The organism is Sphingomonas sp. (assembly GCF_017304635.1).
Lineage (GTDB): Bacteria > Pseudomonadota > Alphaproteobacteria > Sphingomonadales > Sphingomonadaceae > Sphingomonas.
On sequence record NZ_JAFKMA010000003.1, the window covers coordinates 74,737 to 93,656 of the forward strand.

The window sequence follows — 18,920 nt, forward strand, 5'->3', positions numbered from 1 at the left end:
AAGGACTGAAATGCGCTCCGCCGTCATCGTTTCCACCGCCCGCACCCCGATCGGCCGCGCCTATCGCGGCGGATTCAACGCCACACCGTCGCCGACGCTTGCGAGCCATTCGATCAGGGCTGCGGTCGAGCGCGCCAAGATCGACCCGGCCGAGGTGCAGGACGTCGTGTTCGGCGCCGCGCTCCAGCAGGGCGTGCAGGCCGGCAACATCGCGCGCACCGCGTTGCTTCGCGCCGGCCTGCCCGTCACCGTCTCGGGCATGTCGGTCGACCGCCAGTGCGCTAGCGGCCTGATGGCGATCGCCACCGCCGCCAAGCAGATCATCGTCGACAACATGGACGTCGCGATCGGCGGCGGCGTCGAATCGATCTCGATGGTGCAGACGCCGCAGATGCGCGTCGGTCGCGACGACGAGCTGCTGGCGATGCACAAGGACGTGTACATGCCGATGCTGCAGACCGCCGAGGTCGTGGCGAAGCGCTACAACATCAGCCGCGAGGCGATGGACGACTATGCGCTCCAGTCGCAGCAGCGCACGGCGGCGGCGCAGCAGGCCGGCTATTTCGACGCCGAGATCGTGCCGGTGAAAGCGACGATGGCGGTGACCAACAAGGAGACCAAGGAAGTCAGCCATCACGAGGTCGAGGTGACGAAGGACGAGGGCAATCGTCCGGAGACCACGGTCGAGGGCCTGCGCGGGTTGCAGCCGGTACTGGGACCGGACTTCACGATCACCGCGGGTAACGCGTCGCAGCTGTCGGACGGATCGTCGGCCAGCGTGCTGATGGAGGAATCGCTGGCGGCGAAGCGCGGCCTGACCCCGCTCGGTCGCTATGTCGGCATGGCGGTGGCGGGCACCGAGCCCGACGAGATGGGCATCGGCCCGGTCTTCGCGATCCCCAAGCTGCTCGAGCGCAACGGGCTCAAGATGGATGACATCGGCCTGTGGGAGTTGAACGAAGCGTTCGCGGTGCAGGTGCTGTACTGCCGCGACAAGCAGGGCATCCCCGACGAGCTGCTCAACGTCAACGGCGGGTCGATCTCGATCGGCCATCCCTACGGCATGACCGGCGCCCGCTGCACCGGCCACGCGCTGATCGAAGGCAAGCGGCGCGGCGCGAAGTACGTCGTCGTCACGATGTGCGTCGGCGGCGGCATGGGCGCAGCGGGATTGTTCGAGGTGCTGTGAGACAGCATGAGATTGAATTTTTACGCGTTCGATGTTATCTCGCTGCGTAGGCGACGTCATAGGCGCCTTTCTGTGAGCCCCGGTCGTGTCAGCGGCTGGGGCTCAATCATTCGGGGCCCGCGTGTCAGCGCGAGCCCCTCCTGCCACCTATTCCTTTCGCGCCACTTCGATGATCTTCACGACTAAGGTCGCGAAGCCGAACATGACGCCCAGGATCAGGCACAGGTCGGCGATCGTCATAGGATTGCCTTTCTGTTTTGGCGGCGGGATTGCCGCCGGTGGCACACTGGCCGACCGTCGCCAAAGTGCAAGTCGCGCACGGAAACCAACGGCGGCCGGGACGTTTCTCCATCGAAGGAGACGCCCCATGGCCGACAATGCCGAGATCAAGCAGCATTTCTGGAAGAAGCTCGCCGACAGTCCGTTCGTGATGATCGGCGCGACCGATGGCGGTCATTCGGAGCCGTTGGCCGCGCAACTCGACGAGGATCAGGTCGATACGATCTTCTTCTTCGTCGGCAAGGACAACCGGCTGGCAGGAGGCGGCAAGACGATGGCGCAGTTCGTGTCGAAGGGGCACGATTTCTTCGCGTGCCTGGCCGGCACCGCGCGGGTCGACAACGACTTCGGCATGATCGACAAGCTCTGGAACAAGCAGGTCGAGGCCTGGTTTCCGGGCGGCAAGAGCGATCCCAACCTCGCGCTGCTGCGCTTCGACATCGACGATGCCGAGATGTGGGAGACCGACATGAGCCTGGCCGGCAAGGTCAAGATGCTGTTCGGCGGCAAGATCAAGGCCGGCGACGAGGGCAGCCATGCCAAGGTCGGCACGACGGCGGAATCGACGGCGGCATAGGTACTTAGCGCGATTGCCAGCGCGGCACGCAACCGGCATGGGCGGCAGCATGAAATTGCTTGCCGCCCTTGTCGTATCGATCGCGGTCGTCGCGCCGCTGACCGACGCTACCGCCACGCCTACGCGCCGCACCGCCGCGCGGCATCGGCCCGCCGCCGCCGTCGATTGGAACAGGCGCGTGTCGTGGACCGCCGATGGCGGTTTTCGCGTCGGCAATCCGGCGGCGAAGGTGAAGTTCGTCGAATACGGCTCGCTGACCTGCCCCTATTGCCAGCAATTCTACGCCGAAGCGGCGGTGCCGTTGCGCGCGCGGATCGCCGGCGGCACGGTCAGCTTCGAGTTCCGGCCCTTCACCGTGCACGATGCCGACCCGATCCTGCACGCGCTGCTGCTGTGCGCCGGGCCGGCCAATTTCTCGCGCTTCACGGACGATTTCTATGCCGATCAAGAGGACCTCGTCGCGCCGTTCGAGCAGTGGGTGACGGTCAATCCGGCGATCGACGCGGTCGCCGATGCCGCGACCCGGATCAAGCTCGCGCGCGAATGGGGCTTCACGGCATTCGCGGCGAAGCATGGCCTGTCGCCCGCGCGCGCCACCGCGTGCCTGACCGACCGCAACGCCATCGCCGCGCAACAGGCGCGCGAGGAACGCGCCTATCGCGAGCACCACGTCGACGGTACGCCGATCTTCTTCCTCAACGACCAGCCGCTGGCGGCAGCGACCTGGGCCGAGGTCGATGCGGCGATTGCGGCGGCGTTGGGCTGAGCCGCCGCCACCGCCTACCCTTCATTGCAAGCGTAACGAAGCAATCCAGCGTTCCGGGTGGCGCCGCTGGATTACTTCCCCCGGCTTTCGCCGGGGTCGCAATGACGGCTGACTCACAGGCAGGCCGGCTCCAACCCGCATCAATCGTGCGCGGCGATCCATTTCTCGACGACCGGCGCGATCTGCTTGCGCCACTTGCTGCCGTTGAAGATGCCGTAATGCCCGGCATCGGCGACGAAATACGCCTTCTCCGCCTCGGGCAGGCTGGTCGCGATGGTCAGCGCCGCCTTGGTCTGGCCGAGCCCGGAAATGTCGTCGCGGCTGCCCTCGATCGCCAGCAGGGCGACATCGGTGATCGCGCCCGGATCGACCGTCCGCCCGCGATGCGTCATCTCGCCCTTGGGCAGCTTGTGGTGCTGGAACACGACGTCGATCGTCTGGAGGTAGAATTCGGCGGTCATGTCGCAGACCGAGCGATATTCGTCGTAGAAGTCCTTGGTCGCCTCGGCTTCCAGATCCTCGCCCTGGACTAGATGCTTGAACATCTCCCAATGCGACATCAGGTGGTTGCCCAGGTTCATCGTCATGAACCCGGCGAGTTGCAGGAACCCCGGATAGACGCGCCGCCCAGCCCCCGGATAGGTCGCCGGCACGGTCGCGATCACGTTCTGCTCGAACCAGGCGAACGGGCGCTCGGTCGCCAGCGTGTTGACCGCGGTCGGCGCCTCGCGCGTGTCGACCGGGCCACCCATCAGCGTCAGCGTCTTCGGCCGGCACGGATCCTTGTCCGCGCTCATCAGGCACGCGACGGCATAGGCCGGCACGGACGGCTGGCACACCGCGAGCATGTGCGCGCCGGGGCCGATCGCGTGGAGGAACTCGATCAGGTAATCGACATAATCGTCGAGGTCGAAGCGACCCTGCGACAACGGCACCTGCCGCGCGTCGCGCCAATCGGTGATGTAGACGTCGGCGAACGGCAGCATCCGCTCGACCGTACCGCGCAACAGCGTGGCGTAATGCCCCGACATCGGCGCGACGATCAGCAGGCGAGGGCCACCTTCGACACCCTTGCGCACGAAGCGCTTGAGCTGGCCGAACGACTTCTTCAGCACGATTTCTTCGATCACCTCGACCGGACGGCCGTCGATCATCGTCTGGTGGAGCCCGAAATGCGGCTTGCCGCGCGGCGCGGCGGCGTGCGCGAACACTTCGAGTGCTGAAGCCATCACCGGTCCGCCGCCGAAATAGGCGAACGGGTTGGCGGGATTGCCCAGCCATTCCGCTCCCACATTCGCCCAGGCGCTCGCGCCCGCCAGCATCGACCGTTGCATTTCGTAGGCGTCGTAAAGCATGGGCCCCGCGGAAACCGTTTTCGTCGGCAACCGGTTTACGCGCATGGTGCACCGCACACAAGCGCAGAGCGATGTGTCGTTGCGGGGCACGCGATGCCGCTGCTAGAGGCGGTCGCATCATGCCAGACGTCGCCGCCGAACCGCCGAAGCCGGGCCGCAAGCTCGGCAGTCTCAAGATGGTGTGGCGCGCCGCGGGCCGCTATCCCGGGCACCTCGCGATCGCGCTGGTCGCGCTGCTGACGACGACGGCGACGACGCTCAGCCTGACCTACGTCCTGCGCCTGGCGATCGACAACAAGAGCGGGGTCAGCCACAATCGCGCGTTCGACCTGCTGTTCGCGCTGGTCGTGGTGCTGGCGATTGCGACCGCGGTGCGCTTCTATTTCGTGTCATGGCTGGGCGAGCGCACCGTCGCCGACGTGCGCGTCGCGGTCCAGGCGAACCTGTTGCGGCTCGAGCCCGGCTGGTTCGAGGAAAACCGCCCGTCGGAGATCGCCTCGCGGCTGACCGCCGACACCGCGCAGATCGAGATGGCGGTGGGCACCACAGTGTCGGTCGCGCTGCGCAACCTGCTGACCGGGATCGGCGGGCTGGCGCTGCTATTCTATTACGATTCCTCGCTGGCCGGGATGCTGGTGGTCGGCATCCCGATCGTCGTGCTGCCGATCGTGCTGCTCGGGCGGCGCGTGCGCGGGCATTCGCGGTCGAGCCAGGACCGTATCGCCGATATCGGCGCGATGGCGGTCGAGACATTGTCGGCGATGAAGATCGTCCAGGCCTTCTCGCAGGAACGACGCGAAACCGACCGCTTCGCCGTGGCGGTCGATCGCGGGTTCACCGCGGCCAAGCGGCGCATCCTCATCCGCGCGCTGATGACATCGATGGTGATCGCGTTGCTGTTCGGCGGGCTCGCCTTGCTGCTCCGGACGATGCTGGGCGCGGTATCGACGGGGACGATCTCGGCCGGCACGTTGCTGGCGTTCGTCACCACCAGCGTGCTGGTGGCCGGCGCCTTCGGGGCGTTGACCGAAGTCTATGGCGACCTGCTGCGCGCGGCGGGCGCGGCCGAGCGGCTGAGCGAGTTACTCGCGGTCGAACCGGCGATCGCCGCGCCGGCGCATCCGGTGGCGCTGCCCGACCCGGCACAGGGCGCGATCCGGTTCAACCATGTCGAGTTCCGCTACCCGACGCGCCCCGAAGTGTCGGCGCTGCACGATTTCTCGCTCGCCGTGACGCCGGGCGAGACGGTCGCAGTGGTCGGTCCCTCCGGCGCCGGCAAGTCGACCCTGTTCCAGCTAATCCAACGCTTCTACGACCCGCAGACGGGCAGTATCGCGATCGACGGCGTCCCCCTCCCCGCCGCCGACCCCGCCGCGATCCGCGGCCGCATCGCGATGGTGCCGCAGGAGACGGTGATCTTCGGCGCGTCGGCGCGCGACAATATCCGCTACGGCGAGTGGGACGCGGGCGACGCCGCGATCTGGGCGGCGGCGGAGGCGGCCAATGCGGCGGAATTCCTGCGCAAGTTGCCCGACGGGCTCGACACGTTCCTGGGCGAAGGCGGCGCGCGATTGTCGGGCGGGCAACGCCAGCGACTGGCGATCGCCCGCGCGCTGCTGCGCGACGCGCCGATCCTGCTGCTCGACGAGGCGACCAGCGCGCTCGACGCCGAGAGCGAACGGCTGGTCCAGCAAGCGCTCGAACGGTTGATGGAGGGGCGCACCACCCTCGTCATCGCTCACCGCCTGTCGACCGTCCGCGCCGCCAGCCGGATCATCGTGATGAACGACGGCCGCATCGTCGAGGAAGGCAACCACGCGACGCTGTCGGCGCATGGCGGCCTGTATGCACGCCTCGCGTCGCTGCAGTTCAGCGAGGCGGCGTAAGCCAAACCGTTATGCCGGACTTGTTCCGGCATCCACCGTGCCGCACAAGAAGCGGCCGACGCATTCGCGAAACGGTGGACCCCGGCACAAGGCCGGGGTGACGGAGGGATGTTGTGGCCAGAGAATTCGACATCATCGTCTACGGCGCGACCGGATTCACCGGGCGACTGGTCGCCGAATATCTCGCGACGACCTATCCGACCGGCGTGACATGGGGGATGGCCGGCCGCTCGGCCGAGAAGCTCGCCGAGGTGCGCGACCTGATCGGCGCGCCGGCCGACACGCCGCTCGTCACGGCCGACGCCGCCGATCCCGCCAGCCTGACCGCGATGTGCGAGCGCGCGACCGTCGTCATCTCTACGGTTGGCCCGTACCAGCTTTATGGCAGCGACCTCGTCGCCGCCTGCGCCGCGACCGGCACCGCCTATGTCGACCTGTGCGGCGAGCCAGCGTGGATGCGCCACATGATCGACGCGCATCACGACGCGGCACGCGCGAGCGGTGCCCGGATCGTGTTCAGCTGCGGGTTCGACTCGATCCCGTTCGACCTGGGCGTGCTGACGCTCCAGCAATGCGCGATCGCGAAGCACGGCAAGCCCGCACCGCGCGTCAAGGGGCGCGTCCGTGTGATGAAGGGCGGCTTTTCGGGGGGCACCGCGGCCAGCCTGAAGGCGACGCTCGCCGCCGCCGCCAAGGACCCGCGGATCGTCGCGCTGCTGACCAGCCCGTTCGCACTGACCCCGGGGTTCAAGGGACCGCACCAGCCGACCGGGCTGCTGCCCGAGTATGACCGCTCGATCCACGCCTGGGTCGCGCCGTTCGTCATGGCGCCGATCAACACCAAGAACGTCCACCGCACCAACTTCCTGCTGGGCGAGCGCTACGGCGCGGATTTCGTTTATGACGAGATGATCGTGGCCGGGCTCGGCGACATGGGCAAGGCGGCGGCGGAGGCGATCGCCAAGTTCAATCCGCTGGCCAGCGACAAGGGGCCGAAACCCGGCGAAGGCCCCTCCAAGGAAGAGCGCGACAGCGGGCATTACGATATCCTGTTCGTCGGCGAATATCCCGATGGCGCGCGGGTCGAATGCGTCGTCACCGGCGACCGCGACCCCGGCTACGGCTCGACCAGCAAGATGATCGCCGAAAGCGCGCTGTGCCTGGTGCAGGACGTGGCGGGTGACGGCGGCGTCTGGACGCCCGGCGCGCTGATGGGCGATACACTGCGCGACCGGCTGGTGGCGAAGGCGGGATTGACGTTCCGGAGCGCGTGAACATTTCCCCACCCCGGCGAACGCCGGGGCCCAGGTGGAGGAGGCACATGATGGGCGTTGCGCTCCGTTACTCTGGCTTTCCCAACTGGGCCCCGGCTTCCGCCGGGGTGGGGTGATCGGAAAATCGATCGATTGGGCTAGGACGCCCCTTAGCCCCGGTAGAACAACACCGCGACCACCACGATCATCATCGCCAGCCCGAACGCCCAGATCGTCGCGGTACGGCTGCGCCGGCGCTCGCGGGCGTGATAGGCGACGAGGTCGAGCCAGAGCCGCCCGTCGGGCACCGCACGGACGACGCCCGCCGCGCGCAGCTTGGCCAGCGCCGCGACGTCGGCAGGCGCCGGTGTGAACTCGATCGCATCCTCCGGCGCCAACGCATGTCGCGCCAGCATCGCGAGCGCGATCCGCCCCCGCACGCGCAACGCGGCGGCCGGGATCGGCGGCGGCACCGGCGTCGGGCCGATCCCGGTCAGGCGGAGGTTGCTCATCGCCCCCCTCAGCCCGCGAAGAACGCCAGCGCCGCGCCGACCGCGACCGCCGCCCCGACCAGCACCCCCGCGCGTCGCCGCCGCGTCTTCGACCATTCGTCATAGGCCGGGATGTCGAGCCAATAGGTCCCCGCCTTGCCGACGTGCAGCACGCCGGCATCGATCAGCCGCTCCAGCAACCGCCGCTCGATCCCGCGATCGGGCGCGTAGCCGATCGCCTTGTCCGCCGACACCGCGTCGTTCGACATGAAGTGCGAGATCAGCCGCCGGCGCGCTCGTGCCACCGCCCCCGCCGCACCCGCCGCCGCTGCTCCGCCCATCGCGATCTCCCTTTATTTCCGCCGCTTACCCTGGTGACGGATGTTGCCCGGTCGGCCGCGTCGTTTCAAGACGCGCGGCGGGCGAGCGCCCGACGCGGCGCCGCGTCCCTCCGGTAGTTCGAACCGCAGCGCGCCGGAGACCGGGTTGGACTCGGCCAGCCGCAGCGTCAGCGTCTGACCGATCGCATATTCGTCGCCCGACGCCTCGCCGACCAGCTTCTTCGCCGCCTCGTCGTAGCGGAAATATTCGCCCCCCAGATCGCGCACCGGCATCAGCCCGTCGCCGCCGATCCCGTCGACCGTCGCGAAGAATCCGAAATTGGTGACCCCGGTGATCCGCACCTCGACCAGTTCGCCGACGCGTTCGGCCAGATACGCGGCGACGTAGCGGTCGATCGTGTCGCGCTCCGCCTCCATCGCGCGGCGCTCCAGCCGGCTGATCGCCTCGCCGATCCGCTCCATGTTCGCGGCCTCGTCGTCGGTCAGCCCGCCCGGGCCGAGCTTGTACGCCGCGACCAGCGCGCGGTGCACGATCAGGTCGGCATAGCGGCGGATCGGCGAGGTGAAGTGTGCGTAACTGCCGAGACTCAGCCCGAAATGGCCGTGATTGGCCGGCGCGTAATAGGCCTGCGTCTGGCTGCGCAGCACCTGCTCCATCACCTGCGGCCGGAAATCCGCGTCGCCGATGCGATCGAGGATGTGGTTGAACGTCGCCGGACGGATCACCTGGCCGAGCGCGAATTTGACGCCGTACGTCTCCAGATAATCCTTCAGCGCGACCAGTTTCTCGCGCGCGGGCGGTTCGTGGACGCGGTACATGACCGGGGCCTTCTTCGCCTCCAGCGCCTTCGCCGCGGCGACGTTGGCGGCGATCATATAGTCCTCGATCAGGCGGTGCGCATCGAGCCGTTCGCGCGGCGCGACCGACAGGATGCGCCCCTTCTCGTCGAGCATCACGCGACGTTCGGGCAGATCGAGGTCGAGCGGCTCCCGCGCATCCCGCGCCTTCGCCAGCGCGCGCCAACAGGACCAGAGCGGGGTGAGGATCGTCTTGAGCCCCTCCCCTTTAGGGGAGGGGTTGGGGGTGGGGGATATCTCATCGAGCCGGACCGCCCGTGACTGCCCCACCCCAACCCCTCCCCTGAAGGGGAGGGGCTTGCCATCCATCACCGCCTGCGCATCTTCGTAGGCGACGTTCGCCGCGATCCGCACCACCGCGCGGGAGAAGCGCCACGCCTTTAGCTGCCCGTCCTTGCCGACCGTCAGGTGACACGCCAGCGCCGCGCGGTCCTCGCCGGTCTTCAGGCTGCACACCTCGGCCGACAGGATCTCGGGCAGCATCGGCACGACGCGATCGGGGAAATAGACCGAATTGCCGCGCCGTCGCGCCTCGCGGTCGAGCGCCGAGCCGGGACGGACGTAGAACGACACGTCGGCGATCGCGACCACCGCGCGCCAGCCGCCGGGATTGGCGGGATCGTCGTCCGGCGCCGCCCACACCGCGTCGTCATGGTCGCGCGCATCGGCCGGGTCGATCGCGACGATCGGCAGGTGCGTCAAATCCTCGCGGTCGTCGCCGAGTGGTTGTTTCGCGACGCATTCCGCCTCGTCCTGCGTCTCGTCGGCGAACTGGTCGGGGATGCCGTGCTCGTGGATCGCGATCAGCGAGAAGGCGCGTGGCGCGAACGGATCGCCCAGCCGCTCGGTCACGCGCGCGGTGATGCGCGGCGGGCGGCCCGCTTTTTCCGCCAGCACCAGGTCGCCGGCTTGCGCCTCGCCCGGATCGGAGACCGGATATTGCCGCCGCTCGCGTTTCTCGACCCCCTCCAGCCACAGTCCGTTCGCCTCGCGGCGGAGCACGCCGAGCATCAACTCGTCGCCCTTCGCCAATTGCTTCATCGGGTGCGCGATCCAGCCGTTGCCGGCCTCTTCCGTGCGCGCGAGGATGCGGTCGCCGATGCCCAAAGCCGACCGCTTGCCGCGCTCCCGCACGCGCAGCCGCGGCATCGGCGCGGCGTCGGCGTCCCAGCGTTCGGGCACCGCCCAGACGTTGCCCCCGTCGTCGACGTCGGTCACGCGCAGCACCGTCACCTTGGGCAGGCCGCCCATCTTGTGGAACGCGCGGCCCGGCGCCGAATCGATCAGCCCCTCGTCCGCCATGTCCTTCAGCAGCGCCTTCAGCGCGATCTTCTCCTGCGCGGTCAGCCCGAACGCCTTCGCGATCTCGCGCTTGCCCGTCGGCTGGTCGGACGACGTGATGAAGTCGAGGATCTGCTGTCGAGTGGGAAGGCCGGGCTGTCGCTTGGGTCTGGGCATCGGAGAAGAGATAGGCTCCCGCAATCTCTTCGTCACCCCGGGCTTGTCCCGGGCCCCGCGGTGCCGCACATCAGGCGCAGCGGCGCTCGCGGCACGGTGGATGCCGGGACGAGCCCGGCATGACGGAAGGATTGATGGCGGAACCCTACGACCTCCTGATCGCCGGCGGCGGGATCAACGGGTGCGCGATCGCGCGCGAGGCGGCGCTGCTGGGGCTGCGCGTGCTGCTGGTCGAGCGCGACGATATCGCCAGCCACACCTCGTCGGCCTCGACCAAGCTGATCCATGGCGGCCTGCGCTACCTCGAATATTACGATTTCCGACTGGTGGCGGAGGCGTTGCGCGAGCGCGAGCGGCTGCTCCGCGCGGCGCCCCACATCATTCGCCCGCTGCGCTTCGTCCTGCCGCAGGAAAATTCGCTGCGGCCGTGGTGGATGATCCGGCTGGGCCTCTACCTCTACGACTGGCTGGGCGGGAAGATCAGCCTGCCGCGCTCGCGCGGGCTGCGGCGGACCGACACGGCGTACACCGCGCCGTTGAAGGGCGGGAGCAGCGGGTTCGTCTATTCGGACGCGCAGGTCGACGATTCGCGGCTGACCCTGCTCAACGCGATGGACGCGGCCGCGAACGGGGCCGACATCCGCACGTGCGTCGCGCTGGAGAGCGCGCAGCGGCGCGACGGGCTGTGGCACGCGACGCTGTCGGACGGCAGCGACGTGGCGGCGCGCGCGCTGGTCAACGCAGCGGGCCCGTGGGTGCATTTGCTGCTCGACCGTCTCGGTCTCGCGGGCCGCGCCAACGTGCGGCTGGTCAAGGGCAGCCATATCGTCGTGCCGAAGCTGTACGACGGCGACCACGCCTACATGCTGCAAATGCCCGACCGGCGGATCATCTTCGCGATCCCGTGGCAGGGCGCGACCGAAATCGGCACCACCGACATTCCGGTCGAACGGCCCGAGGACGCCGTCATCACCGACGACGAGATCCGCTATCTGTGCGACGGCGTGAACCAGCATTTCGTCCGGCAGGTCGCGCCCGGCGACGTCATCGGTAGCTGGTCGGGGGTGCGCCCGCTCTACGACGACGGCGCCAGCGAGGCGAAGGCGGTGACGCGCGATTACGTGCTCGAACTGGACGGCGCCAAGGATTCTGGGGCGGCTCCCCTGCTCAGCGTGTTCGGCGGCAAGATCACCACCGGGCGGCATCTGGCGGAAGAAGCGCTGGCGAAGCTCGCGCCCGCACTCGGCATCACGGCGCGGCCGATCACCCGAGCGCGGGTCTTTCCCGGCGGGGCGATCGACGATTTCGACGCGTTCCTGGCCCGCGTGCGCGCGACGTGGCCGTTCCTGGGCGAGGCGCGATCGGCGCGGATGGCGCATGCCTATGGCTCGATGCTCGGCGAGATGCTGGCGGGCGTCGGCGACGAAGCGGCACTGGGCGCTAACCTGGGCGGCGGCATTACCGAGGTCGAGGCGCGCTGGATGATGACCCGCGAATGGGCGCGCACCGCCGACGACGCGCTCGACCGGCGGAGCAAGGTGGGGCTGGCGCTGACGCCCGACCAGCGCACCGCGTTCACGACGGCCTGGAACGGCTTAGCGTCTCCTTAACCGGCCGGCGCGCAGGATGCCGCGCGGTAATCCGGGGCGGGACGTGGCAACCAGGTTTTCGCAATATCGCCAGGTCGAGCCGGCGTCGCTCGAACGGCGCGACGAGCCGCGGCTGAAGCTGTCGGTGACGCGCGCCAGCGTGCGCCGCCACGGCAAGGCGCCGGTCGAAGCGTTGCTCCACGATCTGTCCGCCTATGGCTGTCGCATCGCCAGCGAGATCGCGGCGGAGGCCGGCGAGCGGCTGTGGCTGCGGTTCGACGGGCGGATGCCGATCGCCGCGACCGTGGTGTGGTGCGAGGGCGGCATGGTCGGGTGCCGCTTCGACGAGCCGATCGACCGCGCGATGATGCGCGCGCTGACGCTGCGGCTGGTCTAGCGTGCGCCGTCCAGCGCGATCACCGCGAGCGTGATCCGCGACAGGCAGACCAGTTTCCCGGCCTCGTCGACGATCCGGATCGTCCACACCTGAGTCGTACGCCCGATCGACTCAGCGGTCGCCGTGGCGGTGACGTAGCCTGACATGACCGGGCGGATGTGGTTGGCATTGATCTCCATGCCCACCGTCGCGTGGCGCGCCGGGTCGAGCGTCATCGCGCCGCCGACCGACGCCACCGTCTCCGCCAGCGCGACCGACGCGCCGCCATGCAGCCGCCCGAACGGCTGGTGCGTGCGAGCACCGACCGGCATCCGCGCGGCGATCCAGTCGTCACCCACCTCGGTGAACTCGATCCCGATATGCCCCGCCATCGACGCCGCGCCGAGCTGCGTCAGCGCGGCGGGATCGGGCCGGATGCCGCCGAACCAGATCATCAATAGGCCCGCGCGATCAACACGCGCTCGACCGCGGGTTCGCCGGTGAAGATGCACGCGCCGCCCGCCGGCGCCGCGTCGCGCGGAGTGTTGCGCAGCGTCAGCTTGAGCGCCTTGAGTTGCTCGACCACCTTCTCCAGCGCGGCACCGGTCGGCTTCGACCAGGGCGCCAGCACCCAGCCGGGCTTGTCGACGCCGTCCGCGAAGAACGCCTGCAACCCTGCCATGTCGCCGACGTCGGTCGCGATCGCGCCGTCGAGCCGCGCCTTTGCCTCCGCGAACAGGCCGTCCTGGATGCCGGCCAGCATCGCCGCCGCCGCGCCGACGAACTCCGCCTTCGCCACCACCGCGCTGTCGAGCTTGCCGTCCTCGCGGTACAGCCGGTCGCGGCGGATGACGCTGACGTTGCTGCCCGCCATGTCGCGCCCGCCGACCTCGATCACGATCGGCGCGCCCTTCTTCACCCAGCCCCAGCGCTTGGTCGCCGCCTTGGTCGCCTTCAGGTCGAGCAGCACGCGCACCGGCTCGCCGAGCGCACTCAGCCCCGCCAGTTCCTCACGCAACGCCGTGCAATAGTCGACCAGCGCCGCATCCTCCGGCTGGTCGCGCAGCATCGGCACGATCACGACCTGCCACGGCGCGATCCGCGGCGGCACGCGCAAACCGTCATCGTCGCCGTGCACCATGATAAGCCCGCCGATCATCCGCGTCGACACGCCCCAGCTGGTCGTATTGGCATATTCGAGTTCGCCGTTCGCATTCTGGAACTTGATGTCCTGGGCATGCGCGAAGTTGGTGCCGAGGAAATGGCTGGTCCCGGCTTGGAGCGCCTTGCCGTCCTGCATCATCGCCTCGATCGACCAGGTCTCGACCGCGCCGGGGAAGCGCTCGTTCTCCGGCTTCTCGCCCGCCACTACCGGCAGCGCGACGCACTCCTCGGCGAAGCTGCGATAGACTTCCAGCATCTTCAGCGTCTCGTCGCGCGCCTCGGCCTCGCTGGCGTGCGCGGTATGCCCCTCCTGCCACAGGAACTCCGCCGTCCGCAGGAACATCCGCGTGCGCATCTCCCACCGCACCACGTTCGCCCATTGGTTGATAAGCACCGGCAGGTCGCGCCACGATTGCACCCAGCGCGCGAAGGCGGTGCCGATCACCGTCTCGCTGGTCGGCCGCACGACCAGCGGCTCCTCCAGCTTCGCGGCAGGATCGGGGATCAGCTTGCCCTTGCCGTCGGGGATAAGCCGATGGTGCGTGACCACCGCCATCTCCTTGGCGAAGCCCTCGACATGCTCCGCTTCCTTTTCGAAATAGGACAGCGGGATGAAAAGCGGGAAATAGCAATTCTCGTGGCCCGTCGCCTTGATCTTGTCGTCGAGCAGCCGCTGCATCCGTTCCCAGATGCCGTAGCCCCACGGCCGGATGACCATGCACCCGCGCACGCCCGATTCCTCGGCCATGTCGGCCTCGGCGATGACGGTCTGGTACCATTGCGCGAAATCGCCCGCGCGGGTGACGGGAAGGGCATGCTTTATCATGGCGCGGCGGATAGCCGCTAACGTCTCGCCCGTCACCCTCCGGCTTGCCCCGCCGGCGGGGTTGCGGCACGGCGAGCGCCGGGGACGATCATGACGAACACCGTACAGGGCGACCGACTGTTGCTGGCGATCGGCGCGCGGCTGGTCGCGGCGCTGTCGCTCACGTCGATGAACGCGATCGTGAAGCTGGCCGAGGCGCGCGGCGCCGGGGTCGGCGAGCTGCTGTTCTTTCGCCAGGCGACCATCGTGCCGGTGCTCGCGACGTGTCTGGCGCTGGGGCCGGGGCTCGGGGTGCTTCGCACCGGGCGGATCGGCGCGCATGCGCTGCGCGCGGCGAGCGGGCTGACCGGCCTCGCCTTCCTGTTCTTCACCGTCTCGCTGTTGCCGCTGGCCGAGGCGACGACGCTGACCTTCACCGCGCCGCTGTTCGCGACCCTGCTCGGTGCGCTGGTGCTGGGCGAACCGACCGGCTGGCATCGCTGGAGCGCCGTCGCGCTCGGCTTTGCCGGCGTGACGATCGTGGTGCATCCCGGCGCCGGGCATTTCGCGCCGCTCGGGACCGCGCTGGGGCTGCTCTATGCGCTGATGACCGCGATCGTCTCGATCCAGCTGCGCCGGATCGGGCGGACCGAGCATCCGCTCGCCACCGTCTTCTGGTTCGGCGCGCTGTCGTTGCCGGTGTGCGCGATCGCGATGGCGCTGTCGTGGCGGCCGCACCCGGTCGAGGTCTGGGTGATGATGGTCGCGGTCGGTCTGATCGGGGCGCTGACGCAGATCTGCCTGACCGCGTCGCTGCGGCTCGGCCCGGTCTCGGTGGTCGTGCCGATGGATTATTCGGGGCTGATCTGGGCGACCCTGTACGGTTTCGCGCTGTTCGGCGTGCTGCCCGACTGGACGACGTGGCTCGGCGCCCCGTTGATCGTGGCGAGCGGCATCTACATCGTGCTGCGCGAAAGCCGCCTGAAGCGCGTCAAGACCGAGAGCGCCGGCGCGGAGGTCTAGGACGCGCGAGCTACGCCCGCGCTTCCTCCAGCATCCGCTTCGCGCGCAGGTACATCTCGACGCGCGTCATCGTGAACGTGCCGAGCGCCAGCGCCAGCGCGCCGTCGGTCACCAGCATCACGTCGAAGCCGAGCGAGCGCCCCTCATTCTGCGCGAACGACTTGACGAGGATGATCGCGAGCAGGAACAGGATCGCGAGCGGCGACCCCTTCTGGCTGAGCGCGTGGGTGTCGGGGTCGACATGGATCTGCATCATCCGCCCGCGCTGCCACCCGATCGCCGCGCCGATCGCCAGCGCGACCGCGGCGACGATCCACCCTTGCGCCGATGGCGGCTGCGCGACGAAATTGGCGACGACGATCGCCAGATAGATCGCCGGCACGATCCACATCTGGTTCAGCCGCAACGGCCGTACGCGCATCATCGACCGCGCGCGCAACGAGAAGACGATCCCGATCACCACGATCGGGATCAGATATTGCAGCAACCCCGTGGGCTGAACGACCTGACCGTGCATGCGCGACCCCCTGTTAGCGGGCCTGTGTTAGCAGGCTAGATCACTCCCACGCCAGCCCCTATTCGGCGGCCGCCGCCAGTTCCGGGTCCTTCCACACCAGCACGGGTTTCCGCGCCGCCAGCGTCTCGTCGAGGCGGCGGCGGGGCGCGAAATGCGGGGCGGAGCGCAGCCGCTCGTCGCCCGCCTTCGCGCGTTCCGCGACCGAGCGCAGCGCGCCGATGAACTCGTCCAGCGCCGCCTTCGATTCAGTCTCGGTCGGCTCGACCAGCATCGCACCGTGCACCACCAGCGGGAAATACATCGTCATCGGGTGGAAGCCCTCGTCGATCAGCCCCTTGGCGACGTCGATCGTCGAGAAACCGTCCGCCAGCCCTGCGTCGGAGAAGATCGCCTCGTGCATGCACGGGCCGCTGTTCGCGAACGGCGCGTCGAGCGTATTCTCCAGGCTGCGCAGCACGTAGTTGGCGTTGAGCACCGCATCCTCGGCGACCTGGCGCAGGCCGTCGGCGCCGTGGCTGAGGATGTAGGTCAGCGCGCGGGTGAACATGCCCATCTGGCCGTGGAACGCGCACATCCGGCCGAAGCTGTCGGGATGGCGGTCGCCGACCGTCTCTTCCTCGACCAGGGTGATGTGCCCGTCCGCGTAACGCTCGGTGAACGGCAGCGGGCCATAGGGCGACAGCGCTTCCGACAGCACCACCGGCCCCGATCCCGGCCCGCCGCCGCCGTGCGGGGTCGAGAAGGTCTTGTGCAGGTTGATGTGCATCGCATCGACGCCCAGGTCGCCCGGGCGCACCCGCCCGACGATCGCGTTGAAGTTGGCGCCGTCGCAATAGACGTAGCCGCCCGCCGCATGCACCGCGTCCGAGATCGCCTTCATGTCGCGCTCGAACAGGCCGCAGGTGTTGGGGTTGGTAATCATCACCCCCGCGACATCGGGGCCGAGTCGGGCCTTGAGCGCTGCCAGATCGACGCGGCCATCGGCGGTCGCGGGAATATCCTCGACGCTGTAGCCGGCGAAGGCGGCGGTGGCGGGGTTGGTGCCGTGCGCCGATTCGGGGACGAGGATGACCTTGCGGTGTCCCTCGCCCTTCGCCTCCAGCGCCGCTTTGATGCACAGGATGCCGCATAGTTCGCCATGCGCGCCGGCCTTGGGCGTCATCGCGACGCCGTGCATCCCGGTCAGCTCGATCAGCCACACCGCCAGCTCGTTGATGACGCCGAGCGCGCCCTGCACGGTGTCCACCGGCTGGAGCGGATGGATGTCGGCGAACCCGGGCAGCCGCGCCATCTTCTCGTTCAGCCGCGGATTATGCTTCATCGTGCATGAGCCGAGCGGGAACAGGCCCAGGTCGATCGCATAGTTCTGGCGCGACAGGCGCGTGTAGTGGCGGACCGTCTCCGGCTCGCTCAAACCGGGCAAACCGATCCTGTTTTCGCGGGCCAGGCCCCCCAGACGCGACGAAACGGCGGGGGGTGCGCCAACTTCCACGCCGGTCGTGTCGGTCGAGCCGATCTCGAAGATCAGCGGTTCCTCCAGCATCAACGCGCGGTTGCCGGTATGCGTCTGCGTGGCACCTTCGCCAACTTCGGGCGCGGACGGGCGCCAGCCGCTCTGGTTGATGTTGCTCATGCCAGCGCCTCCTCGAGCGCGGCGGCAAGCGTCTCGACGTCCTCCGCCGTGGTGGTTTCGGTGACCGCGACGACCAGTCCGTTGGCGAGCGCGTCCGCCCCCGGATACAGCCGCCCGAGCGACACGCCGGCCAAGATGCCCTTGTCCGCCAGCGCGCGGACGACGGGCCGCGCCTCCTTGGTCAGCTTCAGCGTGAACTCGTTGAAGAAGCCGTCATTGACCAGTTCGACTCCCGGCACCCGGCTCAGCCGCTCGGCCGCGGCGACCGCACCGGCATGATTCGCCGCCGCCAGCGCGCGCAACCCGGCCTCGCCCAGCAGCGTCATGTGGATCGAGAAGGCCAGCGCGCACAGCCCGCTGTTGGTGCAGATGTTCGACGTCGCCTTCTCGCGCCGGATATGCTGCTCGCGCGTCGACAGCGTCAGGACGAAGCCGCGTTTCCCTTCCGCATCCACCGTCTCGCCGCAGAAGCGGCCGGGCATCTGGCGGATATATTTCTCCTTGCAGCCCATCAGGCCGACATATGGCCCGCCGAACTGCAAGCCGACGCCGATCGACTGCCCCTCGCCGACGACGATGTCGGCATCCATCTCGCCCGGCGACTTGAGCGCGCCGAGCGCCACCGGTTCCGTCACCACCGCGATCAGCAGCGCCTTCCTCGCGTGACACGCATCGGCCAGCGAGCGCAGATCGGCGATGCGGCCGAGGATGTCGGGGTACTGCACCACGACGCACGACGTGTCGTCGTCGATGCTCGCAATCAGCTGGTCGATATCGGTGTCGGCGCTCAACGTCGGCAGCGACGTCGCGAGGCTGTCGCCGGTATATTTTGCCATCGTCTTCGCGACCGAGACGTAGTGCGGGTGCAGGCCGCCGGACAGGATCGCCTTCGCTCGCCGCGTGATACGCCGCGCCATGCCGATCGCTTCCCAGCACGCGGTCGAGCCGTCGTACATCGACGCATTGGCGACGTCGGTGCCGAGCAGCCGCGCGACCTGCGTCTGGAACTCGAACAGCATCTGCAGCGTGCCCTGCGCGATCTCGGGCTGATAGGGCGTGTAGGCGGTCAGGAACTCGCCGCGCTGGATCAGGTGATCGACCGAGGCCGGCACGTGATGCCGGTACGCGCCGCAGCCGAGGAAGAACGGCGCATCGCCCGCCACCAGGTTCTTGCGCGCGAGCGTCGTCATGTGCCGCTCGACCGCCAGTTCGCTGGCATGGAGCGGCAGGCCGCGGATCGGCCCGTCGAGCCGCGCCGCTTCGGGCACGTCGACGAACAGGTCGTCGATCGTCTTCGCCCCGATGACGGCGAGCATCGCCTCGCGGTCGGGCTGAGTCAAAGGCAGGTAGCGCATGTCAG

General features: G+C 68.7%; 17 protein-coding genes. 8 read left to right on the forward strand and 9 right to left on the reverse strand.

Annotated elements, in window-relative coordinates:
* Positions 1-10 precede the first annotated feature (10 nt).
* From J0I47_RS09955 to J0I47_RS09965, 3 genes are all read left to right on the forward strand, one after another.
* Positions 11-1,189 (forward strand): acetyl-CoA C-acyltransferase, encoded by a 1,179-nt coding sequence (locus J0I47_RS09955; protein ID WP_294046850.1) that lies wholly within the window; start codon positions 11-13, stop codon positions 1,187-1,189.
* Positions 1,190-1,556: 367 nt separating this feature from the next.
* On the forward strand, positions 1,557-2,045 hold the full coding sequence (locus J0I47_RS09960; RefSeq protein ID WP_294046851.1) for a pyridoxamine 5'-phosphate oxidase family protein: 489 nt from the start codon (positions 1,557-1,559) through the stop codon (positions 2,043-2,045).
* A 49-nt stretch (positions 2,046-2,094) separates the two neighbouring features.
* Positions 2,095-2,811, forward strand: a complete 717-nt coding sequence (locus J0I47_RS09965; RefSeq protein ID WP_294046852.1) for a thioredoxin domain-containing protein — start codon at positions 2,095-2,097, stop codon at positions 2,809-2,811.
* A gap of 140 nt (positions 2,812-2,951) precedes the next feature.
* Here the strand turns inward: J0I47_RS09965 and phaZ are convergent, their stop codons facing one another.
* On the reverse strand, positions 2,952-4,166 hold the full coding sequence (phaZ, locus tag J0I47_RS09970) for a polyhydroxyalkanoate depolymerase (protein WP_294046853.1): 1,215 nt from the start codon (positions 4,164-4,166) through the stop codon (positions 2,952-2,954).
* A gap of 119 nt (positions 4,167-4,285) precedes the next feature.
* Between phaZ and J0I47_RS09975 the strand changes: the two genes are divergently transcribed.
* Both J0I47_RS09975 and J0I47_RS09980 read left to right on the forward strand, forming a co-directional pair.
* A complete protein-coding gene (locus J0I47_RS09975; RefSeq protein WP_294046854.1) occupies positions 4,286-6,052 on the forward strand; it encodes an ABC transporter transmembrane domain-containing protein in 1,767 nt (588 codons plus the stop codon).
* Positions 6,053-6,165: 113 nt separating this feature from the next.
* Positions 6,166-7,326 (forward strand): saccharopine dehydrogenase NADP-binding domain-containing protein, encoded by a 1,161-nt coding sequence (locus J0I47_RS09980; protein WP_294046855.1) that lies wholly within the window; start codon positions 6,166-6,168, stop codon positions 7,324-7,326.
* A 149-nt stretch (positions 7,327-7,475) separates the two neighbouring features.
* Here the strand turns inward: J0I47_RS09980 and J0I47_RS09985 are convergent, their stop codons facing one another.
* From J0I47_RS09985 to J0I47_RS09995, 3 genes are read right to left on the reverse strand one after another with little or no spacing between them, the layout of a single operon-like run.
* On the reverse strand, positions 7,476-7,817 hold the full coding sequence (locus tag J0I47_RS09985) for a hypothetical protein (RefSeq protein WP_294046856.1): 342 nt from the start codon (positions 7,815-7,817) through the stop codon (positions 7,476-7,478).
* An 8-nt stretch (positions 7,818-7,825) separates the two neighbouring features.
* Complete coding sequence (locus J0I47_RS09990) at positions 7,826-8,137, reverse strand: hypothetical protein (protein WP_294046857.1); 312 nt, start codon at positions 8,135-8,137, stop codon at positions 7,826-7,828.
* A gap of 12 nt (positions 8,138-8,149) precedes the next feature.
* Complete coding sequence (locus J0I47_RS09995; RefSeq protein WP_294046858.1) at positions 8,150-10,453, reverse strand: RNB domain-containing ribonuclease; 2,304 nt, start codon at positions 10,451-10,453, stop codon at positions 8,150-8,152.
* 134 nt (positions 10,454-10,587) lie between these two features.
* Between J0I47_RS09995 and glpD the strand changes: the two genes are divergently transcribed.
* Complete coding sequence (glpD, locus tag J0I47_RS10000) at positions 10,588-12,063, forward strand: glycerol-3-phosphate dehydrogenase (protein ID WP_294046859.1); 1,476 nt, start codon at positions 10,588-10,590, stop codon at positions 12,061-12,063.
* Positions 12,064-12,106: 43 nt separating this feature from the next.
* Positions 12,107-12,439: a PilZ domain-containing protein gene (locus tag J0I47_RS10005; protein ID WP_294046860.1), complete on the forward strand. Its 333-nt coding sequence runs from the start codon at positions 12,107-12,109 to the stop codon at positions 12,437-12,439.
* On the opposite strand, the gene J0I47_RS10010 is transcribed toward J0I47_RS10005, so the two are convergent.
* Together J0I47_RS10010 and J0I47_RS10015 are read right to left on the reverse strand one after the other, a co-directional pair.
* Positions 12,436-12,873: a hotdog fold thioesterase gene (locus J0I47_RS10010; protein ID WP_294046861.1), complete on the reverse strand. Its 438-nt coding sequence runs from the start codon at positions 12,871-12,873 to the stop codon at positions 12,436-12,438. The two genes, J0I47_RS10005 and J0I47_RS10010, sit on opposite strands and share 4 nt — an antisense overlap.
* On the reverse strand, positions 12,873-14,408 hold the full coding sequence (locus tag J0I47_RS10015) for an aminoacyl--tRNA ligase-related protein (protein ID WP_294046862.1): 1,536 nt from the start codon (positions 14,406-14,408) through the stop codon (positions 12,873-12,875). Before J0I47_RS10015 ends, J0I47_RS10010 begins: the two co-directional genes overlap by 1 nt.
* Before the next feature lie 90 nt (positions 14,409-14,498).
* On the opposite strand from J0I47_RS10015, the gene J0I47_RS10020 reads away from it, so the two are divergent.
* The gene (locus tag J0I47_RS10020; RefSeq protein ID WP_294046863.1) at positions 14,499-15,410 is read left to right on the forward strand and encodes a DMT family transporter; all 912 of its coding nucleotides are present in this window, start codon (positions 14,499-14,501) and stop codon (positions 15,408-15,410) included.
* A gap of 10 nt (positions 15,411-15,420) precedes the next feature.
* Here the strand turns inward: J0I47_RS10020 and J0I47_RS10025 are convergent, their stop codons facing one another.
* The 3 genes from J0I47_RS10025 to gcvPA are packed head-to-tail and all read right to left on the reverse strand — an operon-like array spanning position 15,421 to position 18,915.
* The gene (locus J0I47_RS10025; protein ID WP_294046864.1) at positions 15,421-15,927 is read right to left on the reverse strand and encodes a CcdC protein domain-containing protein; all 507 of its coding nucleotides are present in this window, start codon (positions 15,925-15,927) and stop codon (positions 15,421-15,423) included.
* Positions 15,928-15,985: 58 nt separating this feature from the next.
* Positions 15,986-17,560 carry an aminomethyl-transferring glycine dehydrogenase subunit GcvPB gene (gene gcvPB, locus J0I47_RS10030; RefSeq protein WP_294046865.1) on the reverse strand — a complete coding sequence of 525 codons (1,575 nt, stop codon included), beginning with the start codon at positions 17,558-17,560 and terminating at the stop codon, positions 15,986-15,988.
* Positions 17,557-18,915, reverse strand: a complete 1,359-nt coding sequence (gene gcvPA, locus J0I47_RS10035) for an aminomethyl-transferring glycine dehydrogenase subunit GcvPA (protein WP_294046866.1) — start codon at positions 18,913-18,915, stop codon at positions 17,557-17,559. Before gcvPA ends, gcvPB begins: the two co-directional genes overlap by 4 nt.
* Between the last annotated feature and the right edge of the window lie 5 nt (positions 18,916-18,920).